At 57.5% G+C, this 25,045-nt stretch carries 20 protein-coding genes and 2 riboswitches; all 20 genes read right to left on the bottom strand.

What is annotated here, in order from left to right:
- Positions 1 to 8: 8 nt before the first annotated feature.
- Positions 9 to 686 carry a DVU_1556 family methyltransferase gene (gene trsM, locus RCH91_RS15370; RefSeq protein ID WP_306535863.1) on the bottom strand — a complete coding sequence of 226 codons (678 nt, stop codon included), beginning with the start codon at positions 684 to 686 and terminating at the stop codon, positions 9 to 11.
- Positions 687 to 702: 16 nt separating this feature from the next.
- Entirely contained in the window at positions 703 to 1,101 is a 399-nt protein-coding gene (locus RCH91_RS15365) for a DVU_1557 family redox protein (RefSeq protein WP_306535862.1), read from the bottom strand.
- Between the two features lie 125 nt (positions 1,102 to 1,226).
- Positions 1,227 to 2,531, bottom strand: a complete 1,305-nt coding sequence (gene glp / locus RCH91_RS15360; protein WP_306535861.1) for a gephyrin-like molybdotransferase Glp — start codon at positions 2,529 to 2,531, stop codon at positions 1,227 to 1,229.
- Positions 2,532 to 2,645: 114 nt separating this feature from the next.
- Positions 2,646 to 3,182, bottom strand: coding sequence for a (4Fe-4S)-binding protein (locus RCH91_RS15355; RefSeq protein ID WP_306535860.1), 537 nt, complete (start codon positions 3,180 to 3,182; stop codon positions 2,646 to 2,648).
- Positions 3,169 to 5,139, bottom strand: a complete 1,971-nt coding sequence (locus RCH91_RS15350) for an aldehyde ferredoxin oxidoreductase N-terminal domain-containing protein (protein ID WP_306535859.1) — start codon at positions 5,137 to 5,139, stop codon at positions 3,169 to 3,171. Before RCH91_RS15350 ends, RCH91_RS15355 begins: the two co-directional genes overlap by 14 nt.
- A 368-nt stretch (positions 5,140 to 5,507) precedes the next feature.
- Positions 5,508 to 5,629, bottom strand: a riboswitch (molybdenum cofactor riboswitch).
- Between the two features lie 96 nt (positions 5,630 to 5,725).
- Positions 5,726 to 6,898, bottom strand: a complete 1,173-nt coding sequence (locus RCH91_RS15345) for a VWA domain-containing protein (RefSeq protein ID WP_306535858.1) — start codon at positions 6,896 to 6,898, stop codon at positions 5,726 to 5,728.
- Positions 6,898 to 7,776 carry a MoxR family ATPase gene (locus tag RCH91_RS15340; protein WP_306535857.1) on the bottom strand — a complete coding sequence of 293 codons (879 nt, stop codon included), beginning with the start codon at positions 7,774 to 7,776 and terminating at the stop codon, positions 6,898 to 6,900. The genes RCH91_RS15345 and RCH91_RS15340 overlap by 1 nt, the downstream gene beginning before the upstream one ends.
- 36 nt (positions 7,777 to 7,812) lie before the next feature.
- Positions 7,813 to 9,870 (bottom strand): molybdopterin-dependent oxidoreductase, encoded by a 2,058-nt coding sequence (locus RCH91_RS15335; RefSeq protein ID WP_306535856.1) that lies wholly within the window; start codon positions 9,868 to 9,870, stop codon positions 7,813 to 7,815.
- Positions 9,871 to 9,930: 60 nt separating this feature from the next.
- Positions 9,931 to 11,271: a DVU_1553 family AMP-dependent CoA ligase gene (locus RCH91_RS15330; RefSeq protein ID WP_306535855.1), complete on the bottom strand. Its 1,341-nt coding sequence runs from the start codon at positions 11,269 to 11,271 to the stop codon at positions 9,931 to 9,933.
- Positions 11,268 to 11,750: a DVU_1555 family C-GCAxxG-C-C protein gene (locus RCH91_RS15325; RefSeq protein WP_306535854.1), complete on the bottom strand. Its 483-nt coding sequence runs from the start codon at positions 11,748 to 11,750 to the stop codon at positions 11,268 to 11,270. The genes RCH91_RS15330 and RCH91_RS15325 overlap by 4 nt, the downstream gene beginning before the upstream one ends.
- Positions 11,751 to 11,752: 2 nt before the next feature.
- Entirely contained in the window at positions 11,753 to 12,232 is a 480-nt protein-coding gene (locus RCH91_RS15320; protein WP_306535853.1) for a DVU_1557 family redox protein, read from the bottom strand.
- 93 nt (positions 12,233 to 12,325) lie between these two features.
- Positions 12,326 to 12,445, bottom strand: a riboswitch (molybdenum cofactor riboswitch).
- Between the two features lie 8 nt (positions 12,446 to 12,453).
- Positions 12,454 to 13,851 carry a formate dehydrogenase accessory sulfurtransferase FdhD gene (gene fdhD / locus RCH91_RS15315; protein WP_306535852.1) on the bottom strand — a complete coding sequence of 466 codons (1,398 nt, stop codon included), beginning with the start codon at positions 13,849 to 13,851 and terminating at the stop codon, positions 12,454 to 12,456.
- A gap of 49 nt (positions 13,852 to 13,900) precedes the next feature.
- Positions 13,901 to 15,961, bottom strand: a complete 2,061-nt coding sequence (locus RCH91_RS15310) for a molybdopterin-dependent oxidoreductase (RefSeq protein WP_306535851.1) — start codon at positions 15,959 to 15,961, stop codon at positions 13,901 to 13,903.
- 139 nt (positions 15,962 to 16,100) lie between these two features.
- Complete coding sequence (locus tag RCH91_RS15305; RefSeq protein WP_306535850.1) at positions 16,101 to 17,006, bottom strand: bifunctional enoyl-CoA hydratase/phosphate acetyltransferase; 906 nt, start codon at positions 17,004 to 17,006, stop codon at positions 16,101 to 16,103.
- A 13-nt stretch (positions 17,007 to 17,019) separates the two neighbouring features.
- Positions 17,020 to 18,090, bottom strand: a complete 1,071-nt coding sequence (gene buk, locus RCH91_RS15300) for a butyrate kinase (RefSeq protein WP_306535849.1) — start codon at positions 18,088 to 18,090, stop codon at positions 17,020 to 17,022.
- A 253-nt stretch (positions 18,091 to 18,343) separates the two neighbouring features.
- A complete protein-coding gene (locus tag RCH91_RS15295) occupies positions 18,344 to 19,684 on the bottom strand; it encodes a sigma-54 dependent transcriptional regulator (RefSeq protein WP_306535848.1) in 1,341 nt (446 codons plus the stop codon).
- Entirely contained in the window at positions 19,681 to 21,465 is a 1,785-nt protein-coding gene (locus RCH91_RS15290; protein ID WP_306535847.1) for an ATP-binding protein, read from the bottom strand. The genes RCH91_RS15295 and RCH91_RS15290 overlap by 4 nt, the downstream gene beginning before the upstream one ends.
- Before the next feature lie 116 nt (positions 21,466 to 21,581).
- Entirely contained in the window at positions 21,582 to 22,442 is an 861-nt protein-coding gene (locus RCH91_RS15285; protein ID WP_306535846.1) for an amidohydrolase family protein, read from the bottom strand.
- Between the two features lie 183 nt (positions 22,443 to 22,625).
- The gene (locus RCH91_RS15280) at positions 22,626 to 23,972 is read right to left on the bottom strand and encodes a hypothetical protein (protein WP_306535845.1); all 1,347 of its coding nucleotides are present in this window, start codon (positions 23,970 to 23,972) and stop codon (positions 22,626 to 22,628) included.
- Between the two features lie 99 nt (positions 23,973 to 24,071).
- Entirely contained in the window at positions 24,072 to 24,980 is a 909-nt protein-coding gene (locus RCH91_RS15275) for a hypothetical protein (protein ID WP_306535844.1), read from the bottom strand.
- Between the last annotated feature and the right edge of the window lie 65 nt (positions 24,981 to 25,045).

The raw sequence follows: 25,045 nt of genomic DNA, 5'->3' as shown, positions 1-25,045 counted from the left end.
ATCATCCATTACTGAAACGTGGGCCCCGGCTTCCGGGCAACCAAAAGAAAATAGCTGATTCCTGAACGGTCGGCCTTTTTTTCTTTATGTCCCTGACCGCACCCCCATGAGTCCGGCAGACACTCGCCGGCAAAGATCATACGGACCGCGAACTCCCTAAGCAGCCGGTCGTGTGCTTCCCACAGGAGAAGGGTAAAACCGCGCCCTGACAACGAGTCAAGGAGCTCCTCCCGCGAGAGAAGCCCATCCGTTCCCTGACTACCTTTACTGAAAACGTCGCTTAGCACCAGATAACCCCCATCCTTCAAGACCCGTGCAAACTCATCGAGAGCCGCCGACGTGTCATCGAGGATGGAGAGGACGCATTCACAAAAGAGGGCATCGAAGGTGTCGTTCCTGAAGGGGGTCTTTTCCGCATGGCCCTGGATGAGTCGAGCCGTTTCGAGTCGGGTGGCAGCTTCGCTGAGGAGCATTTCCGATTGATCGAGTCCCACCAGGCTGTAGAGGCCGGACCGTTCCAGGTGCTGCAGGGTTCCCCCTGAACCGCAACCGATATCGGCGACAAGGGAACCGGCAGGGAGGCTGCAGATTTCCAGCGCCCTCTCAGTGAGAACAGGGCCTCCCGGCCGTATGCACGGCCCCACGATGCGGCCGATCTCCGACCAATTGAAAGTAGTATCGTTCATCATGTCACCGGGAAGGCTACTTGTCTTCCAGAGCCTGCTCCGCCTCGGCCACCTTTCCTGTCGCCAGTTCCTCCTCCACGAGTATGAAACCGCAGTGGGAGCACGCCGGAAGATTGATGGGAAATATGGACTGCATATACTGAAGCCTGACTGTTTGTACTTCCAGGGTAGACTGGCACTGATTGCAGAGCCAGTCGCTGTCACTGCCGGACTTCACCCACTCATTCGTGTTCCCGCCCGACTTCATCACCATCCTGTGGGAATAGGCGGTATGCACCTGATAGTCCTCATCAACCCGGCAATATTCCACCCAGTAGGTGACCGCCTTGGGCCGATAGCAGGCGAGAGAACGGCCGGTGGAAGGGTTGATCAGCTTCTTTCCGGTGGTCTCGGCATGATGGATTACGTTCTGCACGTCTTCCCTCCGGATCAGACGATCCTCCAAAAGACGCTCAACGTCCTCGGCGATACGCAAACGTATCTGCTCATATGCATTCATCTGTGCCTCAATCCTGCGGGGATCTGTCAGGGCTGTCCCTTTTACCACTTCACCACCCGCACCTTCCCCCCGAAGTTCTCTTCATCCGGCAAAGCGATATCTTCATGTTCACAACTCTCGATGCCTTCCAGTTCTTCAAGCATGGCTACGTCGCCGCGCAGCAGATGTACATCCACCTCTTCCCCCGCCGCCACCACCGAAGGCTCTTGTGGAAGCATTGCAACGGCATTGGCCCTGAGCATGGTACGCAGCCTGCAAGCCTTGTGGTCACCGGTAGTGGTGGCAATGTAGCGGCCATTCTCCATTTCTATCCGGACCGACAGGCAATGGACAGTGCCCGGCTTCTTGTGGGTCTCCTCCCGAAGCGTCGCCTTGAAGTACGGCCGGATCACCCGGCGGTGCCCCATCATCCTGAGCAGAGCCGGCCTGACGAATTCCTCGAACGTGATCATGGTCGACACCGGGTTTCCGGGGAGGGAAAAGACCGGCGTCCCACCTTTCATGCCAAAGGCTTTCGGGCCACCCGGCTTTATATCAACTTTCCACAACAGCTGTCGAACCCCCAGTTCGGCCAGCACGCCCCGCACAAAGTCCCGATCTCCGGCCGAAACACCGGCGGTAGTGATCAACGCGTCTGCTTTCAGTCCCGCCAGCATCTGTTCCCTGAGGTTCTCCCTGTTGTCGCGGGCGATGCACAGGATGACCGGCTCGGCACCAATCTCCCTGAGAGCGGCAGCCAGGTACTGGGCATTGCTGTTGATGATCCGCCCGGCAGCCGGCGGCTCGCCCAATTCGACAAGTTCGTCGCCGGTGGAGAGAACCGCCACCCGCGCCTTCTGGTAGACCGGCACCACCGCCTTGCCGAAGGAGGCGAGCACGCTTATCTCCTGGGACTGAATGACCGTGCCCGCTGTCAGCACTATATCGCCTGTTGCCACATCTTCGCCTTGGAAGCGGATATGCTGCCGGCAGCGGACCGGCGCCATGATTGTCACGTGGCCATCGGCCTCTGTCGTCTCTTCAACCGGCACCACTGCATCACAGTTATGGGGGATGGGCGCGCCGGTCATGATACGGACGGCGCATCCCCCCAGAACCGGAGTCGACACGTTGCCTCCTGCCGGAATAAAGCCGGTGATCCGCAGGGTAGCACCTTGCACCGTACAGTCGGCACTGCGCAGGGCAAACCCATCCCTGGCCGAATTGTCGTAGTGCGGCATATCCCAGGTTGCTGCCACATCCTTGGCCAGGACCCTGCCCAGGGCAGAGTGCAGATCGACTCGCTCAACCCCAAGCGGCGTTACCTTGCCAAGAATTATCTGGAGAGCTTCCACTAAACTTGGCATTTGTCCATCCTCCGAATCTATGCCACAACCATGGCAGGTGCGTACCGGACCATCCCCCCCGGCATATCCGGGGGGGCTTAGGGTACTGAATTGGACTCTTACTTCGATGCACTATCACTTTTGTGACATTCGGGCAACAATGTCCGCTACGGTCTGAAGTCCATGTTTCTTGACCAGTGATTCCAAGCCGATCTCCATCTCGGTCACCTCTGTTCTTATGTCCTTCTCTTCCACTTCCTCTTCCCGTTCTTCGTAGATGAGGGCATCGACCAGGCACCACTTGACACAAATGGGCTCGTCTTCGCCATCGCACATGTCGCACTTAAGAGGAAGACCTGAGTCAGGCTCTTTGAACAGGTCCCTGGCGGGGCAGGAAGCCCGGCAGGAGTCGCACTCGCTGTATTCCTTGCCGTCCATTATATACTTGTTTCTGCCCATGCATTCGGACTCGGTATACTCACCAGCGAATACCGGAAGCCAGATGTCCTCGAGTCGGTTCGTAACAATCTGAATACGAGACCGTGCCGGGTTATTGCTGCTGTAGGGCGGAACAGCGTGGAAAGCGGAACACATTATCTCACATGTCCGGCAACCATTGCACTTGTCAGCATTAACCGTGATTGTCCTGATCTTTTTCTTAATTTTGGCCATTGTTTAATATCCCCCTCTTTTCCAAGTCATCGGCAACATAGCCCAGATCCAGTTCTTCCAGTTTTTCTCTCGTGGGAATACCGTCGTGATTCCATCCCTTGAATTTGTAATAGGTGGACAGGAGTTGTTCTTCGATTTCGGGAAACCTTCTTTTCCAATGATCCTTAGGCGGTTTTTCATCGGCCCGTCGTATGCCTTTTCTGTTATTGTATGCCCTGTGTAAATTACGGCTTCTGTTGACAATTTTCTTCAGACCAGCTTCATCCAGATCCATTCCGGTCGCTGCCGAGATCAATTGCGGATAGTTGTGAATATGATAGGGAGGTTTGAAGCAAAACGATGACATACCGCAGCACATGCCGCAGGCATCATCAATGTTGTGCATCATCTCCATCCAATCCACAATTTCAGAGGCTATGTCAGGGGTCGGATAATACGGGATCGCTTTTTCTCCTCGTGGTTCCCAGTCCAGCAGATATTGCTTGAACTTTTCATCGGGAAGCTGGGGCCAATCCCTGACAAACTCCTCCCGCTGCTCCATCGTGGGAAATGCCGACTGGGGCCATTGACCTTCCATCTGCGTAATACTTATCTTCTCGTTCGTGGAATACATGAGGAAATAGAGTGGGTCCAGCGTACCCAGCTTGATGGGGAGCTGCTCATGTTTCTTGATGGTGTTGTGATCGAATTCTTCCGCGCCATTGCCGATCTTACGGGCCGCAAAATAGACGCCGTCAGCCAGCACATCGCCGATACCTTCCCGCCGCACAACCCTGTCGAGCAACCAGAAGAATCGACCCGCCTTATCGGACGGACATCCCGCGAAGTCTTTGTCGGTAAGAATGCCGGCTTCATAGAGTTCGACAGCGAAGGCCAGGATTTGCGGGGTTGAGAAGGAATCGACCCCGTACTCCGTAGCCCGTTGCAGGATTTCCCAGGAAAAATCCAGGTCATCGACATACGCCGCCATGGCATAGGTAAGTTTCCCGAAGCATTTCGCCATGTACCGTGGAGTATCCTTGTGGGAAATCAATCCGCCGCAATGCTGCGGACAGTTAAAGCAGCTTATCAGCCGCTTTACCGCACCATGTTGCGACTTTGTCCAGGAGGCATCGATTTCATCGGTCCAGAAATCCCTTCTCCGGGTGCGGGCATTGCCCCACGCGAAATTTTCGGTGTGCCACTTCTCATCGGTATGCTTCATCTCCTGGGGAGAGCCGATCCCGGACATAATGGTCATAACATCCTTGATGGGGTTGGTGTTCCGGAAGTTTATATAGTTGGTCACATCGTTCAGATGCTTCATAAACTCTTCCGGTCGAGCAAGGAAAACATCGCCTGTGCCACGAATAGCTACCGCCTTTATCTTTTTGTCCCCCATTACGGCGCCGCCCCCGAGTCTGCTGGCGCTCGATCTTGACTGTTCGATGGAAGCCGTGAAAACCCGGTTCTCACCGGCCAGCCCGATGGCAGCTATCTGGGCTTTCGGCTGATTCAGTTCTTTTCGAATGAGTTCCTGGGTTTCAACAGCGCCTTTTCCCTGCAAATGCGTGGCATCACGTATCTCCACCTTGCCATTGTTAACCCACAGATAGACCCAGTCAGGGGACTTGTTCTTGAAGATTATCTTGTCATAACCGGCATACTTCATTTCCGCCGCGAAAAATCCCCCCATCATGGGATAGGCCAACGTGCCCGACTGGGGAGAAACAAAGGAGATGACGGTACGATTGGCACTGAACACCGGCGTACCGTTTAATAACCCGGTACTGAATATGAGCAGATTCTCGGGATCAAAGGCCTTGACCTCTGGGGGAACCCTGTCCCAGTGTTCCTTGACGCTGGTCCCCAGCCCCCCAAGATGAAGCTCCATCAACTTGGGATCGGTTGCTACCCGTTCAATGTTTCCCGTCGCCAAGTCCACTTCTAAATAATATCCTGCCTCTGCGTATCTCATGTTTACCCCTCTCTCCCCTCTCTCATTTAGTCTGCTATCCTGAGGCACGTCTGCAGTGAATGCTGGCAAAAGCCTCCGCACACCTCCTTGACGCTGCGGCCCCGGTTCCCAAGAAGCTCCATCTGCTTGGGGTCGGTTGCTACCCGTTCAATGTTTCCCGTCGCCACGTTAATTTCCAAATAACATCCAGCCTCTTCGCGTCTCATGGTTATCCCCTCCCTATACGTGTTTAGTTAATCTGATACCCCCCCTGCATTAATCTGGCGAATACGTTCGTCTGGTCCTCCCTTCGCCCCTCGGCTAATCAATCACCGGAAAACAAAAAGGGCTCTCTCTGGATAGAAAGGCCCCTTGACGTCCCGGACATGACTCCGGGCCGTTGGGTCCCCTTTGCATAAGGAAGGCAGCGCCGTTTCCAGCGGTACCCATAGGCCGGACCGCCATGAGGGATTTCCCTGTTAGGCGCCGCGGCTCGGAGACTGTTGTCTATTTGTAGTAAATAAGTACTACATTACCATTTTTTGTCAAGAAAAAAATCCCTGGAGGATGAAGGATCTGGTCGCGTAGTACAACGATAGTCCTGCCGTTACAGCAGATGCCGCACGGCTCGCCCCAATCCTTCCAAGGTCAGGGGGAACATGGGGAAGAGCCCTCCCACCGCTGGAACGGTCTCGTAGTGGGTCCAGGTATTCTCCGGCAGGGGGTTCATCCAGGCCCGCTGGGGAAAGGCCTCGGCGGTCTGCCGGAGCCATTCGATCCCCTTGGTCGTGTTCCCATGAAAATGCTCCAGCGAGCCGGAGTGGTAAAACAGTTCATAGGGCGCCATGGCGGCATCGCCAACCACGATGAGACGGTAGTTCTTGCCGTACTCGCGGAGGACATCGGCCGTGGGAACGAACTCGTCGGTTTCCAGGTCGGCATAGAGCTTTTCGTACACGCAGTTGTGAAAATAGAAGGCGCGGAAATCCTTGAAGTGGTTGAGCTTGTTGGCCGCGGAAAAGAGACGTTCGGAGAGGGCGCGGAAAGGCTCCATGGAGCCACCCGAATCCATCACCAGCAGAAGCCGGACATTGTTCTCCCGCTCCCGGGCAAAGACCAGGTCGATCTCCCCGGCGTTCCTGCAGGTCTTGTCGATGGTGCCCCCCAGATCCAGAGCCTCTTCGGCTCCGGAATCCTTCAGATCCCGCAGGCGCTTCAGGGCCACGCTGATCTGGCGCACATCGAGCGTCAGGTCGCTGCGCAGGTTGCGGTACCGGCGGGCAAATGCCTGCAATGCGGCACTACCGCTGCCTCGCTCCGAAGCGAAGGAGATGCCGGACGGATGGCTGCCATTGAAACCGAACGGACTCGTTCCCCCTGTGCCGATCCACTTCCGGCCTCCGTGATGGGCTTCATCCTGTTCCTTGAGCCTTTTCTCCAGCTCACGCAGCAGCTCATCCAGACTGAGCGACTTCATCTTTTCTATCTCTTCGGCGGAGAGCCGAAGCGGCGCCAGCTGACCCTGGAGCCACTCCAGAATCTTATCCTTGGTCGCCAGGTCCTCGGGCAATGGTGCATCCTTGAAACAATAGGCAAAGGCCTGGTCAAAGGCATCATAGTGGGCGACGTCCTTCACGAGCAGGCTGCGGGAAAGGTAATAGAAGTCATCGAGGCTCTGGTTGTGGAGCCCCTTGGAAAGACCCTCCAGCAGGGTAAGCCACTCGGTGAGACTGACCGGTACCTTGAGAGCCCGCAGAGAGTGATAGAGGGCCAGGAACATCAGCGAAAGAACCTGTGGCCGGCCGTTCGTACGTCCGCAGGACGGTTGGCGTGACGGGTCAAGGTATCCACATCCTCCTCCATCTTGACGAGGGCGCCCAGGAACGGGACGGATTTGAACGGAGGGGTCTCCTCCTCCGGAAGTCGCGCACCACTGGCCAGAAGCGCACGGATCCAGTCAAGCAGCTCGGAGGTCGAGGGGCGCTTGCGCAGGCCCGGCACTTCGCGCAGGCCGTAGAAAATAGTGCAGGCGCTCTGCAGAAGGTCTCCGGAAAGCCCGGGGAAGTGGACATCGATGATGGCGCGCATCTGCGCCTCATCGGGGAAATCGATATAGTGAAACACGCAGCGCCGCAGGAAGGCGTCGGGCAGTTCCTTCTCCGAGTTTGACGTGACAATCACTACCGGGCGATGGTTGGCCTTTACCCACTCGTCGGTCTCCAGCACGTGAAAGCGCATCTCGTCCAGCTCGAAGAGGAGATCGTTGGGGAACTCGATATCCCCCTTGTCCACCTCGTCGATGAGGAGCACCACCCGCTCCGGACTGGCGAAGGCGCGCCCCAGGGGGCCGTGCTTGATGTAGTGGCGGATGTCCCGCACGTCCCCGTCGCCGAATCGGGCATCGTTCAGGCGCTGTACCGTGTCGTAAGTGTAGAGTCCGTCGCGGGCCTTGGTGGTGGACTTCACGTTCCAGAGGATGATCTCCATCCCCAGGGCCTTGGCGATATGGTGGGCGAGGAGCGTCTTACCCGTGCCCGGCTCCCCCTTGAGCAGGAGCGGCCGCTCCAGGGCAATGGCCACGTTGACCACGTCCTGGAGTGCCCGGGAGGCCACGTACCCCTCGGTGCCGCGAAACTGGTGGAACGGCAGATTGTTCATGGTTCGTCTCTCCTCGAATTGAATAGTCAGTGACGATTACGCAGCCTTTCTGATGTTGCAGAGCAGCCCCTTCCACTGGGGATACCCCATGATCGGCTCCCGGCACTGGGCATCGGTCAGACGGTTACAGTTCGCCTCCCCCTCCCAGCCGTGGGGGACCAGCACCACCCCCTCCATGGTCCGCTCGTTCACGTCCGCCTTCATCTTCACCCAGCCGCGGTCCGTCTCCACAATGACGTCATCCTTATGGGCGATGCCGAAGGCCTCTGCGGTCCGCGGACCGATTTCGGCCCGGGGGAATGGCTCGAATTTCTTGAGCGATTCAATATTGTGGAGCTGCGTTCCGTTGTAGTAGAGGGTCCGCGTCCCGGTGGACAGGACCAGGGGATACCTGCTGCCGAGCTCTTCCCAGCGCGGTCCCTGGGGGCTCTTGAACGGCTCCAGGTACGTGGGAAGCGGATCGAACCCGGCATCCTCGAAGGCGTGGCTGTAGATTTCGATCTTTCCAGACGGGGTGGGGAAAGGACGCCCCTGGAGCCCATAGGTTTTCTCGCCAAACAGAGCACCACCCTTGCTCGCCAGCAGCGTCTCGAAATCGAGCCCGCTCGGTTCCACCTCGTGGGCGATCAGCTCTTCATCGGACTTCCAGGGGAAGAGCTCGCCAAAGCCGCACGCCTCGGCAAGGCCGGCATAGAAGTCAAGGGTCGTCTTGCTTTCCGCCAAAGGTTCAACGGCCGGCTCCCGCAGCATGAGATAGGGGAGGTTGTGGCAGACGTTGTAGTTGTAGCCGAGCCCCCAACCTTCCAGATGGTGGGCGGAAGGGAGCACGTAATGGGCATGCTGGGCCGTCTCGGTCAGGAACTGATCGTATACCACCAGCAGGTCGAGCCGGTCGAAGGCCTCCTGCAGGGCGTTGGAGTCCGGCATGGTCACCAGGGGATTGCCGCCGGCAACGATGAAGGCCTTGATCTTGCCGGGAATGCTCTCGGGGACCATGTTCATGACGCCGTAGGGGCTCGTCCTCCCCCAGAACTGATGGAAGAGCGGGTACTCGTCCGCACCGAGGGGGGTGCCGGGAATGGGGAGGGTGATGTCCGTCAGTCTCAGGCGCGGGCCGGAGACCCAGCCGCCGGGTACATTGATGTTGCCGGAGATTGCCTGCAGAATGGCGAAGGCGCGGTCCGTCTGGCTCCCGTTGGCGCACTGGTCCTGGGTGCAGGTGCCATGGTAGATGGCGGCCCCTTTGGTGCCGGCAAAGAGCCGGGCAAGGGCCCTGATGTCGTCGGCTTTCACCGAGGTGATCGCCTCTGCCCACTCGGGAGTGTACTGCTGCACATGGGGAACCAGCTTGTCGAAGCCGTAGGTCCATTTCTCCACGAACTCGGCGTCATAGAGCTTCTCGTTGATCATGACGTTGATCATCGCCAGGGCCATGGCGCCGTCCGTTCCCGGCCTGATGGCCAGGTACATTTCCGCCTTGTCGGCAATGGCAATCCGCCGGGGGTCGATGACCACCACCTTGGAGCCCTTTTTCAGGTTCTCGGCGATGGCCATGGCCAGCGGGAAGTCCGACGCGGCCGGGTTGTGCCCCCAGAGGATGTAGAGGGGGGAATCCAGCTCCTCCACCACGTATTTGCCGAAGGTCATCTGCCGCGTGCGGACCCGCATCCGGAAACAGATGCTTTCCACGGAGAAGAAGTTCGGGGTGCCGAAGGCCCCCTGAAAGCGGTGGGTCAGGGAGACGATCTCCAGGTTTTCTACCCCGATGGAGCCGCAGAAAAAAGCGAGCGTTTCCGGTCCGTACTGCTCCTTCAACCCGTTCAGTTTCGTGCCGATTTCCGAGAAGGCCTGCTCCCAGGAGATCTTTTCCCACTCTCCATTCACCTTCTTGAGTGGATGGGTGAGGCGCTCGGGATGATAGAGATGCTCGACTGTCGCCCGCCCCTTGGGGCAGAGTTTTCCTTTATTGAGCGGATGGGATTGCTGCCCCTGAACAGCGGTCACCCTGCCGTTTTCGACCGTCACCTCGGTGCCGCAGCTGTGGTAGCACAGGGTGCAGGCGGAATAGACTGTTTTCTTGCTGTTTTCGGACATTTGCTTTCCCTCCGTTTCATTGGTGCCTGGGAAGTTGATTTGAATTATCGTTATGTACCGCTATAAATCGAGCTGTTGTCGCCGGTCGGTAATCCGCCTTTTCACCACACCGGTCGTGAACCACTCAGCATCGCTGAAGGTAATGCTCCCCATGGTCAGTTCCCCCCCATGGAAGAGGTCGGCGAGGGGCCCGGCATGCAGGAGAGCGGCGCCGGCCTTCCAGGCGACCCGCTCCTCTGTCCCTTCCTTCACCTGGAAACAGAGGTGAAGCTGCGCCTGACCGGCGTCCCCCGTTATCTCGGCCGTGAAGTTCAGCACATCGGCAATGGGGAACAGTGCCTCGTCAAGGGCGGCCATGGTCAGGTGCGAGCCATTGCGGAGGGCAATCTCCGCCTCGATTCTCCCATTCACCCGCCCCAGACGTTTCAAGATCGTGCCGCAGGGGCAGACTCCGGGGAGCACCCTGGCCCGATCCCCCGTGCGATAGCGCACCAGGGGCATCCCCCGTCGGGTCAGGGTCGTGAAGACCACCTCACCCTCTCCCCCTTCGGCCACGGGGTGGCCGGTGAGCGGGTCGATGATTTCCGTGTAGAGGTCCGCCTCCCGCAGGTGATACCCCTCCCCCGCCGCGCACTCGACGCCTCCCCCCAGGCCGGTCTCCGTCATCCCGTAGTGGGTGAAGACCCGGCAGCCCCAGCGACGCTCCAGTTCCTGCTCGATGGCCGTCGACACGTAGTCGGTGGAAAGGAGAACGCTGGCCACCCACCCCCGGGGTATCGCCCCCGCCACGTCACCACGGGCCAGGGAAAGAATCTGGGTGGGAATCCCCACGAGACAGGGGGACCGATGCCGCAGGATCTCCGCCCTGGCGGCCGCCAGGTCACGCACGGGCCCCCAGGGTACTGGCTTCACCCCGATCCGGGTGAGGGCCCGCGCCAGCAGATCCCCCACGCTGTCGGGCCGCTCCCCCGGCAGAAAGATGATGACCGTTGCTCCAGCCTCCACCATGGTGGCCATGCCGTGGCTGAAGAAATCGACCGTCGCCTCCAGATCCTCCCCCGTAAAAAAGACCCGTTTCGCCTCCCCGGTTGTGCCGGATGTCTGGAGGGTAACGACCCGCTCGATCTCATCCTGGGAGGTGCAGAGCATCCTCCCCCCCTGTTCCCGCAGATCCCGCGGCGTCGTGAACGGCAGACGGGCAAAGGCCGCCAGACTCTCCACGCCGTTTTCATCCACACCGGTAAAAAGGTCGCGGTAAAAGGGGCTCTCCTGTCGGGCATAGGAGACCACTTCCCGCAGTTTTCGCAGCTGGTATTCCCCGAGGAGCTCAGGGGTCAGTGTCCCGTCGTCGTGGGGGAGCAGGCGCTTTTGAATCCATCCTTCCAGCGGCGTCTTTTTCATGGGAGCGGCTCCTGTCGCCGGCGGTACAGAGTCTCGGCTGTTGCGCTCGTGGCGGTTTCCACCAGTTCCCGGATCTTCTCCAGCGCCGCCAAGAGCAAATCGAAGCAGGCTCGCTTGTCGGGGCTTGACGCCAGGATATCCTCGCATCGCGTTCCCCCGTATGAAGCGGTTGCCCGCGCGGTAAACCACTCCACAAGCTCGATGAGGAGCCCGGGAAGACGGGCGTCAGGCTGTTCCTCGGCTGAGTCGCCTCCCAGGCAGAGCGACAACGCACATGCCCCGCCGGTGAGCACGCCGCAGGTTCCACCGGAGTAGCCGGTTCCAAAACAGAGAGCCGCCATTGACCTGACAAGATCCGCGTTGTCCCGCCCAAGTTCGCGGAGCATGAGTTTCACCATGATCTGGCTGCAGCAATAGCCTCTCTGCTTGAGAAGCAGAATTTCCATATGGGGGCCGTCAAACTGTATGGTAGGGGGCATCGCTATTTGTCCTCGAGCATCCTCTCGGCCAGGGCCATTTTGCCAACTGCGACCTCCTCGCTGACCAACACCCGCTGACAGGATGGACAGGCCGGAAGATCAGCAACAAAGTTCTCGTCCAGGTACGCCATCTTGACGGCCTCCAATTCCAACGCGAGGCCACACTTTCCGCAGAGCCAGCCAATCTCTTCAGGCTTCTTTTTGGATGGCATATTGAAGCCTTCAAGGATCTTCATCCGGTGGGAATAGGCGCTGTAGATCCGATACCTATCTTTTTCCCGCCCATACTCGACCCAGTACGTAACCTTGGATGGTGTGAAGCAGGCCAGCCTGTGGTCCGTCTCTTTCTGCGCATGAAAGAGCCCCTCCCGTTCCGCAAACGACAAGACCTGGCGGATGTCCTCTTCCCGGATACCCCTCTCTTCCATCATCTCCCGCACCCCGGGCTCCAACTGTATCGGCATGGTGTCAATCCGGTTCATGGTCAGCACCTTATCTCCCCATCCGTATTTTGCTCATCAACTGAAAAAAGGGGCCTTCCTGGATGGAAAGGCCCCTTGACGGTCCCGGAAATAATCCGAACCGTCAGGTCTCCTTTGCAAAATGGAAGGCTACACCGTTTCCAGCGAAGCCCAATGGCCGGATGCCTTGAGGAAAATCCTTTTAGGCGGCTCGGCTCGGAGATGAAAATTATGGTATGCCGTTATGAAGACTGTCGTAGCCTGGGAGTATTCTGTTCGGCAGTCTCCCTCTCATCGCTTCGAAGTTTGTAGTAGTCCTCCGGTGTGTTGATGTTGACGAAGGAGTTAAACTCCTGGTCAAAGAGAGCTACCTCTGAAGCTTCAACCTCCCGCACCATCAGCAGCGGCAGGAGCGAAAGTACGCGCTGTTCTCCGTTCTGCAGAAGCTCTTCCAGCACCGGAATGCACCCTTTGCCATAAATGGCGTGGATTGGTTCAAAACCGCCGTCACTCTTGGGAATGACCACATCCACACCCTGGTACTGTTCGGCAAGGTGGCGGATCAGATCGCCATTCAACTGCGGCATATCGCAGGCGACCGTGAAGATGGCCGGTTCACTGCACTGGCTGAGCGCTCCATGGATGCCGGCAAGCACACCCTTTCCCGGATAGATGTCAGGCACCTTCCGGCAGGGGAGGAACTGGTAAAGCTCCGGTCTGTTGGTAACGACGATCACTTCCTCGAAGAGCTCGGACATTTTCCGGTAGATTCCCTCGATTAACCGGCCGCCACGGTGGAGGAGGAGTGCCTTGTTGTTTCCCATCCTGCTTGACGCACCACCAGCCAGGATGACCCCCGTCATCCCCTTTATTTTCCCACCGTGCTCGGAGATGTCCAACCGGTCCCGATGAGAAAAAATTTCGAATCTTTCTGCCCGCACATAGCCGATCAGGGTAATCCCCGCCTCCGTCGCCATCTTCACCGCCGTTTCCGTCGGCGACGTGCGGGAGGCGACCAACCCGATCCCGAGAAGTGCCGCCTTGGCCACCAGTTCGGTGGAGATCCGCCCTGAGGTGACGAGCATCATGCCGGTCAGATCAATCCCTTTCAGGAGTGCTTCGCCGGCGATGCGATCGATGGTGTTGTGTCGCCCCAGGTCCTCGGCAAAGAGACAGAGTGAGCCGTCGCCCACCGCGGCGGAATGGATGCCGCCATGGCTGCGGTAGCCCTCCGCTTTCTGGGCCATTGCGTCCATCATGGCAAAGACATCGCGGGGGGCGAAACGCCTGGACAAGGTGACATTTCCCTTCCGTGCCATTGCCTGGGGGATGGTAAAGGAAATGCCGGTGCCGCATCCGGACGTCAGCACCGGCTTCAGAGTTTCCGGAAGCTCCCCCTTGATCTGAACCCGGGCGATACCGAAATCGTTGCAGACGGAGAGCATGTCGAAATCCTCCACCCGCTCCACCAATCCCTGGAGGCGGAGAAAGCCCGCCACCAGGAATCGCAGGTCATGGGGAGAGGCGATGAGGGTCGCCATCTCCCTGCCATTGACATTCAGAAGCAGGGGGACTTCTGCGACTACTTCCTTCTCCCCTGCCGACAGTCTGCCCTTGTCATACCTGTAGACAACGTTCATGGCTCACCTCTGAAAGCGATTTACCGTTGATACACCAGTGCGGTTAAATTCAGGCAGCGGCCGAGGCCCTGCGCACCGAACACATGAGGGATTTCACGTCCGGATACCCCAGGATCTTCTCCCGACAGTCGGTATCGGTGAGCAGGTTAGCATTGGCATCCCCCGACCAGCCATGGGGGACGAACACGCATCCCTCCGCTACACGCTCATCCAGAGCCAGCTTCATTTTTATCTGGCCACGATTGGTTTCTATGACGATGTCATCACCGTCGGCCAAGCCGAACTGCTTGCCTGTCGCCAGCCCCATTTCGGCAATCGGCCCCGGGGATTCAGCTTTGAGGGTATCGACACCGCGGAACTGGCTGTGAACGTAATAGTAGTTACGGTGGCCGGTGGAGAGAATAATGGGGTACTTCTCGAGATACTTCTTGTTGCTGCTCTTCGGGCTTCGTTCGGGCTCGATGTAGACCGGCAGGGGGTCGGCACCCACATGCTCCAGCGCCGCACTGAAGATCTTGATCTTGCCCGTGGGAGTGGCAAACATGCCGTCCTTCACCACGTATTCCTTCTCGCCGTAATAGGCTCCTTCAGGCTGGTCGTTCAACAATTGCTCAAAGGTGATGCCTGAAGGACCGAGTTCGAACCGTATCAGATCTTCTTCGCTCTCCCACGGGAACTGTTCGCCCATCCCCAGCCTTTTGGCAAGCTCGGTAAAGACCTTCCATTCCGACCAGCTCTCCCCGATCGGCTCGATGCACTTCTTGCGCAACATCAGGTATGGCAGGCAGTGGCAGACGTTGTAGGTGTACGCGAGCCCCCATTTTTCCAGGTGCGAACAGGCCGGGAGCACATAATGGGCCTCCTGGGCAGTTTCCGTCATGAACATGTCGTGCACCACAAGGAGGTCCAGACGCCGGAAGGCATCGCGGAAAGCATTGGAGTCGGCCATGGAGACCAGTGGATTCCCACCCACCACGTAGAACGCCTTCAACTTATCCGGAATCGCCTCCGGCACCATGGTTATGACGCCATAGGGGCTCTTTCGCCCCCAGACCTCGATGAAGAGCGGGTACTCGTCCATCCCCAGGGGATCACCCTCCACGTTGAGCCCCACATTGCCGAAGTACGGCCGCGGGCTGATAACCCAGCCTCCGGGAACATTGATGTTACCGGTAATGATCTGCAGAACCGAGAAAGCGCGGCTGTTCTGCGTGCCGCCGGCAGTCTGGTCCTGGGTGCAGGTCCCCTGATAAATGGATGCCCCTTTGGTGGTGGCGAACAGGCGGGCCAGCTCTCTGATCTTGTCAGCAGGGACCCAGGTTATTTCCTCGGCCCATTCAGGAGTGAAGGGCTCCACGTGCGGCACCAGCTTTTCGTAGCCGGAGGTGTACTTGTCAACGAAGTCATGGTCGACCAGATCTTCCTTGATGATGACGTGCATCATCGCCATGGCCATGGCGCCATCGGTGCCCGGCCGGATCTTCAGGTACATGTCGGCCTGGTCAGCGTAGGGTATGCGCCGGGGGTCGATCACCACGAGCTTGGACCCTTTGGCCAGATTCCTGTCCAGGGCAAGCTTCAGGGGAAAATCGCTGGCATCGGGATTGTGCCCCCACAGGATGTACAGCTTGGAATCCAGCTCCTCGGTGGGGTATTTGCCGAAGGTGATCTGCCGGGTGCGGATGCGCATCCGATAGCAGATACTTTCCACCGAAAAGAAGTTTGGTGAACCGAAGGCTGCCTTGAACCGCTGGGTCAGTTGCGCCATTTCCAGGTTTTCGACACCGATCGAACCGCTGAATACTCCCAGCACACTCGGACCGAACTCCTCTTTCAGCTTGAGGAGTTTTGCGGAAATTTCATCCAGCGCCTGGTCCCAGGATATGGCGACAAACTTCCCGTCCACCTTCTTGAGCGGGGTCTTTATCCTTTCGGGCGAATAAATGTGGGTCAGGGCCGCTTCCCCCTTGGGACAGAGCTGCCCGTCGTTGATGGGATGGTTTTCGAGCCCTTCCACCTTGACTGCCTTGCCGTCTTCGACGGTCACCTTGGTGCCGCAGCTGTGGTAACAGAGTGTGCAATCAGTCAGAACCTGCTTTGATGATCCCATATTCAAACTCCTTTCGAGTCTTGCAGAGTTGCATAATGGTAATTGTGTACCAATATACCATTTTTTACGGATAGTATGTCAAGCGAAATTCCAATCGCCCCAAAAGCCGGGATTGCTCCTGCTGCAGGGGATTCAGCCTTCAGGATATGTATGCTGCCAGAGCGATGGTAAGCAGCATGGTTTCGGCCGAATCGGAGCGGGATGTGAGCACGATCGGCGCCTTGGCACCCATGACTGCGGTGGCGATCCGCTGCTGGGTGTAATAGACCAGACATTTGCGCAACGGGTTCGCCGAAAGCAGGTTTGGCGCCATGATGATATCCGCCTGGCCGGCCACCTCGCCCTTGATTTTCTTGTACCTGGCCGCCTCCTGGGAGATGGCGTTGTCAAAGGCCAGCGGACCCTCAACCAGGCATCCTTCGATCTGGCCCCGCTCCGCCATTTTGCTTAGGGCCGCCGCTTCGATGGTGTCGGGCATGGCCGGGTTCACCACCTCGACGGCTGAGATGACGGCAACTTTCGGCAAGTGATTCCCCAATTTGTGGGAAAGCGACACGGCATTTTCGATGATCTGCTTTTTCTCGTCCAGGGTCGGCTGGACGTTGATGGCGCAATCGGTGAGGAAGCGAAAGCCACCTCCCGGTGCGTCGACGATTTTTTCGTAGATAGTGATCTCGCTGATTACCCTGTTGTCGTTCAACCCCTTCTGCTTGTCCAGGATTGCCCGCATGAAGGTGGCGGTGGGGAGGTTGCCTTTCATGATGGCGTTGGCGCTCCCCACGACCACCAGCCTGACCGCTTCTTCGGCAGCATCCTTGTGATCCGGAATGTTTATTATGTTAACAAGATGGGAATCAAATCCGGCCTCCGCCGACATGGCCTTTATCTTCTCCTCGTCGCCCACGAGGATGAACTCGGCAAGATTCGCCTCAAGGGCCTGCTTGACCAGCTTCATCACCGTCGTTCCCTCCGGCGCGACGATGGCGATCTTTTTCTTCGGTTTTGCCTGTACGGCAGTGATCAGTTCATCGAATGATTTAAGCATTTCCATCTCCTCTTTAGTAAGTTGAAAGCTGCTCAGTGCCCTGAAAGAAGCGCATGGCTCCGGCGGCAAGGGCATCCATTTCATTTTCGCCCGGATCGAGATGGACTTTGGCAATGAATGAAACTTTCGCTGTCAGACTGTCGGTCAGTCTCTTGGAATAGGCCAGGCTGCCGGTAAGGGCTATGGCGTCGACCTTTCCTTCAAGTATCGCGGCACAAGCGCCGATCTCTTTGGCAATCTGATAGGACATGGCCTCGAATACCTCCGCCGCGACAGCATCCCCCTCGCTGATCCTTTTTTCTATCTCAATGCCGTTGGTCGTCCCCAGATAGGCAACCAGCCCCCCACCCCCCTGCACAAGCTTCATTGCCTCATCCAGGGAATACTTGCCGCTGTAGCAGAGCTTGACCAGGTCGCCCGCAGGGAGCGATCCGGCCCGTTCGGGAGAAAAGGGTCCATCGCCGTCCAGGGCGTTGTTGACATCCACGACTTTCCCTTGGCGGTGCGCCCCAACCGAAATGCCCCCGCCGAGATGAGCGACAATCAGGTTCACTTCGTCATACCCCTTCCCCAGCCTGGCGGCTATCTTCCTGGCAGTTGCCTTCTGGTTCAGGGCATGAAACCTGCTCTGTCTCTCCAACTGGGGAATTCCGGAGTATCTGGCTGAAGGGCACAGCTCATCCATGGTTGGAGGATCAACCGTAAGCGCCGGTATGTTCCTCTGTTTGCCCAGATCGTATGCCACCATGCCGCCGTACATGTTGGGATGAAGGCCGTATTTCCCGCACTTCATGTCTTCGATCATGTCCGAGGTTATCCGGTAAATGCCGCCGGGTATCGGCTTGACATTGCTTCCCCTGCTCGCGATACAGTCAATCTCGTCCAGGGAGATGTCATGCTTTGTCAGAACACCTAAAATGCTCTTCTTCCGCAATTCATACTGGTCAAAAATAGTGCTGAACTGTTTCAGTTCTTCGGGTCCATGCCCCACCGACTCAGCCATCATCATTATTTCGGATTCATACACAGCGACTTTTGTAGACGTAGAGCCAAGATTGAGCACCAGTATCTTCTTTTTCTCCATGACATCCTCCCTCTCTCAAACCAGGTGTAATGGGTGTTTTCCAATTGCGGGTACAATTTAAAAAGCTGTTTGCAATATCAACTCCATAACACCAGACAATGGAATTGTCGCACATAAACAAATATAACATATCGTTTTATATATGTTTTTTATGGATGGATTTATTACGATGGTTTACCAGGCGGGCTACGGACACATGTGAGGTGTAAAAATGTGATGAGAGACGTAAAGGTTTGAGATGGCGGGTCAGACTTCAGTCTTCTTCAAGCCCGTATTCCTTGAGACGGCGATCGAGAGTGGGCCGCGAGATGCCGAGGATCTCGGCCGCCCGTTTTTTCTCGTTGTGGGTAAAGGCAAGTACCTTCTGGATATGTTCCCGCTCAATTTCGTACAGGGGCTTGAGCCCCAGGGGAAAGACGTCACCCTCACCTCCCTCATCCAGGTGGAGAGACTCGGGCGATAACACAGTGCCGTGGGAAAGAAGAACGGCACGCCTCAGCGTGTTCTCCAACTCCCGAACATTTCCCGGCCAGGGGTGGGAAAGGATAGCGTTCATGGTCTCATGGGGGATGATATCCACCCGCTTGCCGGTTTCATGGTGCAGCTTTTCCAGCAGATATTTCACCAGAATGGGGATATCGTCCCTGCGTTCCCTGAGGGGCGGAAGATCGATGGAAACCACTTTCAGGCGATAATACAGGTCATGGCGAAATATGCCGCTATTGGCAAGGGTAAGAAGATTCTTGTTGGTGGCGGCGACAATGCGCACATCGGCCTTGATGGTCTCGATTCCCCCTACCCGCTCGAACTCCCTCTCCTGGATGAAACGGAGCAGTTTGACCTGCAAATCGGGACTGATCTCGGATATCTCGTCGAGAAACAGCGTCCCCCCCTGGGCCAGCTCGAACTTCCCCGGTTTCGTTCGATACGCCCCGGTGAACGCCCCCTTTTCATGGCCGAACAGTTCGCTTTCGAGGACCGTTGGCGAAAGGGCGGAACAGGCCACGGCAATGAACGGACGATTGCGGAATTTGCTGTTGAAATGGATGGCACGGGCCACCATCTCCTTGCCGGTGCCGCTCTCTCCCTGGATAAGAACCGTGGCCCGGAAGTCGGCAATGGCTCCAATGGTTTTATACACTTCCTTCATTACCCGGGAGCGGCCCACCAATATGTTCTGTTCAAAAGGCGCGTCAATGGAGTCGCACAAGGCGACACCGGTGCGGGACAGGTCACTCATTTCGAAAATCTTTTCGATCACCTGGTCCAGATGATCAAGGTCGACGGGCTTGCCAAGATGATCGATGGCGCCGAGACGGATCGCCTCGATTGCGGTCTGCATGTCATCGTAGGCCGTAACCATGATTATCGGCAGTGAGGGTTTCCTTTCCTTTATGAGGGTCAGAACCTCGAAACCATCCATGCCGGTCAGCCGCAGATCGAGCAGCATCAGGTCAACGTCCCGGGTCAGGGCCAGTTCGACTGCATCGTTACCGCTGGTTGCCGTGATGACCGCATAGCCCACCTCACCAAGATGCAGCTCCAGTGTTCGACGAATGGCTCTGTCGTCATCGGCGATCAAAATCGTTTTCATGGCAGGCCATCTCCTTTCTCGGTGGGCCCCCTGAGGGGAAGTGTCACGGTAAAGGTGGCACCCAGACCAGGTTCGCTGTCAACTGAAACCGATCCGCCGTGGCGCAGGACAATTGTCTGAAGAATCGACAGACCCAATCCGCCACCGGAAGCCTTGGTGGTAAAAAACGGCTCGAAAAGCTGGTCGAGCTTGTTGGGCGGAATACCACCACCGGTGTCACTTACCCTGAGCAACGCGATCTCGTCCTTGCCATGGGCGGTGATGGTGAGCACCCGCTCGCCGATCGGTTTCTCCTTCATGGCTTCAAAGGCATTGACTACAAGGTTCAGGAGCACCTGATGAATCTGCCCGGGGTCGCAGACAATGAGCAGGGGAGAGTCGATGCGGACCTCGGTCCGAATCTCCAATTCTTCCATCCGCTGAGACATGAGTTGCATCAAGCGGTTGACAATCTCGCCCAGTTCCACTGTCTCCAGCCGCAACGGCCGGGAACGGGCGAAATCAAGGACATCGCTGAGCAGTCGGTTAAGCCGCTTGATTTCCTCCTCGACAATGGAAAAGTTTTCCCTGAGCGTACCGGCCGGTTCGATCTTTTTCCGGATCATCTGCATGTTCATCTGGATCGCCGAGAGGGGGTTGCGGATCTCGTGGGCCAACCCCAGGGCCAGGTGTCCCACGGCGGCCACCTTTTTTGCCATCAGCAACTCGTCAAATGTGGCCTCAAGCCGGGAATGGGCTTCACTCAAGGCGCTGGTGTGATAGTCAACCCGCGCGGAGAGAACCCGGTTCCAGTTAACGAGAAACCCCAACAGCAGTGTTGCACCTCCAATGACCGTCACCAGCAGGGTGGTAGCGAAGGCCTCCTGCCGGTGCATGAAGGTGGACAAGAGCTCATCCACTTCCCTCTCGGGGGTGGAAATTCCCAGTACCCAGAGGCGATTTTCGATCCGGAACGGATAATAGCTCCCCAGCTTCCGCACTTGCTGATCAGGGATTTCCGCATCCAGATAATCGTACCATCCGCTCCCCGGCTTCCCGTTTTCCATGGAGATGAGAAGATTATAGAGACCCGGCCATCGCGGGAGAAACGCCTCTTCGAAACTTTTCCCCATCAGCCTGCCGCTCGGGCCTACGAGGACAGTCCTGTTGCTGATATCCGCAAGCCAGGCGCGGCCATGCATGCCGACATGTATGGGAAGAATGTGCTTGCGCGCAAGTTTTTCAAAGTCAATGACACAGCTGACGACTCCGAGAAACTCCCCCCGGGGGCCATAAATCCCCTCTGCGACGATCAGGGCCTTTTCCCCTCGACGCTTCCCACCCTCAAGGCGCGTGAACGGGGAGAGGTACATCTGCCCCGGTTTTCCTTTTTCGCGGGCCCAGTGATAATAGTCACGCCAGGCATAGCTGCGTCCCGTGGTGTACGGATCAGCCGGCTCTATGGCAACGGCTGTTCCCCTGCTGTCAAAGACCACCAGGTCAATTACGGGGGTGTTGGCGAGAGAGCCGTAAATCTTTTTCAGGCGTACGCTGACTTCTTCGGCCCGCTGCCGGGTGACCGCATTTCCTTCGAAAAGATTCACCACCAGATCGAGGTTGCGATGAAACGTTGCGAACATCTCCTCGAGGGTGTGGGAGGCCAATTCGGCCATGAGGGACTGCTGCCGGTTGTACTGCTCGAAGAAGCGCTCCCGCGCTTCGGCGCGAACGGCGTTGGTCGTGTGCCTGATCCAGAGGAGGGCACCAAGGGCGGTGGCAACCACAAGGACCAGAATTATCACAAATTTGAGTTTGCGAAGATGAACTTCGCCTTGTCGCCCCACCATCACCGTATCCCTGCTCCCATCCAGCTCTTGCGGTACTCTGCGGTCTTCGCCTATCCGAATATCCACCGGCACTAAAGATTGAGCAGCTTGGCGGCATTCCCTCCCAAAATTTTTTCCACACCTTCTGCCGGCAGAGGCAGGGCGCTGATGGCCTCCATGTTGCGTTTTATCTCTGACGCCCCCGGCCAGTCGCTGCCAAAAATAACCTTGTCCGTATTTCGCGCCAGTTCCGGGAAATAGGTCATCAGTTTCGACGGGGGGAGTCCGGAAACCTCCATGTAGAGATTGGCATGCAGCTTGGAGAGGAAAAAGGCCCGGTCATACCAGAGACCCCGCCCCGAATGGGCCATCACCAGATTCAGGGACGGAAAATCGTTGGCCACATCGTCCAGATGAAGCGGATCGCCGTATTTTATGCGCGATCCCTTGAAAACCGAAGAACCAGTGTGAATCAGCACCGGTATTTTCAGGTCCTGCGCCGCCTGGTACAGGGGGTATATTCTCCGGTCATTGAGATAGTAATGCTGGTAGGTGGGGTACAGTTTCACGCCCCGGAAGCCCTCCACCTCAACCTTGTGGCGGAGTTCGCTCCCCAGGTCGGTGAAGAGATGGGGGTTGATGTCGCAAAAGGGAATCAGCCTCTTTCTCCCTTGGCAGAAGGCCTGCACCTGCTCGTTGGTGCAGACACCGGTTGTGCTATGGCTCAGTTCCGCCAGAATGCAGGCGTAATCGACCCCTTCGGCCGTCAGCAGCTCCTCGAACTCCCCCGGATCGCTGTAACGGTTGATATATGCCTCATATCCCGCGGGATCGGGATGGGACTGCTTTATCCATTCCGTCACCCATGGCTTCTGGTAGGTATACAATCCCAGGTGCACGTGGAAATCGATCCGCAACCTGCGTGAATCACTGTCTCGTATTTCATGGGCCATATGGCTTCCACCTCATCTTCCGACCTCTCGTCAATCAAACAACAAACCTTGGATAATAGTACCGTTTTGCGCTTTTAACATCAAGAGAGGAAATCATCCCCACCCCCGACCCTTGCAGGCAAGTGGCGTTCATCATCCGTTTCCCCGGCAGTGGGGTGGGGATGGCTTTGAGGTGTACGCGGATCAGAAGAAATAATAGGCTGCAAAGCGCCCGATGTTTACAGTGCCGGAGTCCGCAAGCCCTGCCAGGTTGCCGGTGCCGTTGGTGACATTGCCGTACTGGGTATTGATGTTCTGGTATTCGGCGGCAAAACGGACCGCGGCGTTCAAGTCATAGGTTACATTGGCATAGATGACGGAGTTTGATTTCTCGAAGTTGGAGACGCCGTTGTAACTTGAGTAGTTATAGGCATTTCTCCGTCCGTAGCCGGCCGTAATCCCCAGATCCTGGGTCGGGTAGAAAATGAGCTGCCCAAAGAGGCCGTACCCCTTGGCGGCCGACCTGTCGCCGGCGGGGCCCACCACGCCTATCGCCGTTGCGCCGATGGTGCTCATATTGGCTGCCATGTATGCCTGCCCTTCGAAGGAAGCGGTCATGGCGCGGTTCCGGCCATCCTTCGACGACAAGAGCGGCACGAAAGTGTAAAAGCCATACCCCCAGCTGTCCATTGAGTCGCTGTCCCCTGCCACGTCCTGGTTGCCGTAAAGGCCGAAGAAGCCAGCGGTAAGAGAATTCATGGACATGCCGTAGTAGCCCGGCGCGACCCCGAGAAGCTTGCTGATCAACATTGCCTGGCCGGCCACGTTTACCTCTGCCCCCCATGAGTCGCCATTTGCCCCGCTTTGGAGGTTGGAATTCTGCACAGGATTCTGAACCCCCAGGATCAGCCGCAAAGAGTTGTTTTCATTCAGCTTCACGCGCTGGGTCACTCTGATTTGTGGAACCCGCGGATTGTTCGGAACGCCAGTCATGGCTCCTTGACCAAAATCAACCGTGGAGGCAGTGGCCGGACCGAAAATGTCGTAGGCCTGTCCCAGCACCAGCTGGGTGTTGGCCCAGTCCAGCGAAGCGTTAGCCAGGCGGAGCCGCATGGTGGAGGTCTCATTGGAAGAGCCGCCCGAACCATAGAAGTCCGTCTCGATGATGGCGTTCGTCTTTGCCCCGAGGAAGGTGGGCCCGGCAACCTTCAGCCATATCCGTGACGAACGGGCGGTAAAGATCGACTGGTCCTGCTGGCCGGCAGGGGAGCTGCTCTTGGGAATGCCCCTCTGAAGCGTGCCCAGGGCACCGTTCGACCCCAGGTTTACCGAGTTGTAGGCGTAATCGAGCTTGACGTAACCACCGATGGTCAGGTTGAATTTGCTGTAGACCGGCGAGGCCATCTTGCCGTAGATGCCGGGAGCTACTTCACAGTTAGGCTGAAAATCGCAGTTATAGGCCGGCGCGGTGACCTGTGGCACCTCCTCGGCCATGGCCGGAGCGGCCAGCAGTAAAATGGAAACAGCCGCCGTGAGTCCCTTTTTCTTCATGTTTTCCTCCACACACTAGAAATGAGCTGTAACTTTCTCGTTATCCGTCGCACACATGACATGTTCCACCACTCCGCTTTCTCCCTGCTCCCCCTTTCGCTATTCGATACCCACCAGATCGGACGTGCGGGCCCCTTCTCCCTCCCTGATGGTGCCGTAGGCGCCGTTGGGGCCCACGAAGCCGGTTACCTCCAGGGTCCCGATCCTGCTTCCGGGGTCAAATCCCAGCCCTTTGACCCCCTTTCCGCCACGGTAGATCCTCAACCGTTGACCTATACCGATGCCGCTTTCCCTGCCGGCGTTGATGTAAACCTTCTCCCCCTCCACCGCCACAATCCCGCACAGCCACGGAACATGCCGCGCAACTCCACGGACCTTTTCCGCCACGGAATCAAGGGAAGCGGAAAGGGCAGCCCCCCTGGACACCGCATCATTCTCCGGATGGACCGGAATGGGAACCTCGATCCGGCGAAGCAGGATTCCACCCATGCCGTCATACAGCTCGGCCACCAGCACGTTTCCGGCCCCCTCTCCCTTCTGGGATCCGATGAATACGACAGCATTGAAGTCCCTGCTCCGGTTGAGGCTCAGAACGTAGGCACCGCGTTCCTCCATGGTCGCAGGAACGGAAAGAGCGCCTTCCGGCCGTGGCTCACCAACAAGGGCGGAGCTTCTCAGCTTCTCGCCGAGTCCCGCCGCCAACTCATTTCCCCCCATCTGCAGAACGGCGATACGCAACCGTGGTGAGACCGCTGGTGAAGTCGGAGCAGGCGTCTCCTTCCCAACCACCTCCTCGTACCCCTTTTTCAGCAATTGACTGCCGCGGGGAATACCGCTCTCCACGTACCGGCGGGGGACCCAGATGGTGGGCGATGCATTGGGAGACATGGTGTAGGCCGGGTTGTCTATCTCCACATACTCTTCCGACGGGCCGGCAGCGGTCCGGGGACCGGCACAGGCCGTGACGCCCAACAGGGCCAACAACGCGAAATATCTGAGAAATCCCATCTAATGCTCCTTTCTTGATGTCTAGCCTCCCCCAAGGAGGGGGAGCATGGTGATCTCATCACCGT

The sequence above is a fragment of the Geobacter sp. genome, assembly GCF_030834625.1.
In the GTDB taxonomy this organism is placed as follows: Bacteria; Desulfobacterota; Desulfuromonadia; order Geobacterales; family Geobacteraceae; genus Geobacter.
This window is presented reverse-complemented; position numbering and strand designations above follow the sequence as displayed.

Excerpts from the sequence above, each read along its gene's own strand:
- trsM (WP_306535863.1), bottom strand. The coding sequence starts at position 686 with ATGAACGATACTACTTTCAATTGGTCGGAGATCGGCCGCATCGTGGGG.
- glp (WP_306535861.1), bottom strand. The coding sequence starts at position 2,531 with ATGCCAAGTTTAGTGGAAGCTCTCCAGATAATTCTTGGCAAGGTAACG.
- RCH91_RS15355 (WP_306535860.1), bottom strand. The coding sequence starts at position 3,182 with ATGGCCAAAATTAAGAAAAAGATCAGGACAATCACGGTTAATGCTGAC.
- RCH91_RS15350 (WP_306535859.1), bottom strand. The coding sequence starts at position 5,139 with ATGAGATACGCAGAGGCAGGATATTATTTAGAAGTGGACTTGGCGACG.
- RCH91_RS15345 (WP_306535858.1), bottom strand. The coding sequence starts at position 6,898 with ATGTTCCTGGCCCTCTATCACTCTCTGCGGGCTCTCAAGGTACCGGTC.
- RCH91_RS15340 (WP_306535857.1), bottom strand. The coding sequence starts at position 7,776 with ATGAACAATCTGCCGTTCCACCAGTTTCGCGGCACCGAGGGGTACGTG.
- RCH91_RS15335 (WP_306535856.1), bottom strand. The coding sequence starts at position 9,870 with ATGTCCGAAAACAGCAAGAAAACAGTCTATTCCGCCTGCACCCTGTGC.
- RCH91_RS15330 (WP_306535855.1), bottom strand. The coding sequence starts at position 11,271 with ATGAAAAAGACGCCGCTGGAAGGATGGATTCAAAAGCGCCTGCTCCCC.
- RCH91_RS15325 (WP_306535854.1), bottom strand. The coding sequence starts at position 11,750 with ATGCCCCCTACCATACAGTTTGACGGCCCCCATATGGAAATTCTGCTT.
- RCH91_RS15320 (WP_306535853.1), bottom strand. The coding sequence starts at position 12,232 with ATGAACCGGATTGACACCATGCCGATACAGTTGGAGCCCGGGGTGCGG.
- fdhD (WP_306535852.1), bottom strand. The coding sequence starts at position 13,851 with ATGAACGTTGTCTACAGGTATGACAAGGGCAGACTGTCGGCAGGGGAG.
- RCH91_RS15310 (WP_306535851.1), bottom strand. The coding sequence starts at position 15,961 with ATGGGATCATCAAAGCAGGTTCTGACTGATTGCACACTCTGTTACCAC.
- RCH91_RS15305 (WP_306535850.1), bottom strand. The coding sequence starts at position 17,006 with ATGCTTAAATCATTCGATGAACTGATCACTGCCGTACAGGCAAAACCG.
- buk (WP_306535849.1), bottom strand. The coding sequence starts at position 18,090 with ATGGAGAAAAAGAAGATACTGGTGCTCAATCTTGGCTCTACGTCTACA.
- RCH91_RS15295 (WP_306535848.1), bottom strand. The coding sequence starts at position 19,684 with ATGAAAACGATTTTGATCGCCGATGACGACAGAGCCATTCGTCGAACA.
- RCH91_RS15285 (WP_306535846.1), bottom strand. The coding sequence starts at position 22,442 with ATGGCCCATGAAATACGAGACAGTGATTCACGCAGGTTGCGGATCGAT.
- RCH91_RS15280 (WP_306535845.1), bottom strand. The coding sequence starts at position 23,972 with ATGAAGAAAAAGGGACTCACGGCGGCTGTTTCCATTTTACTGCTGGCC.
- RCH91_RS15275 (WP_306535844.1), bottom strand. The coding sequence starts at position 24,980 with ATGGGATTTCTCAGATATTTCGCGTTGTTGGCCCTGTTGGGCGTCACG.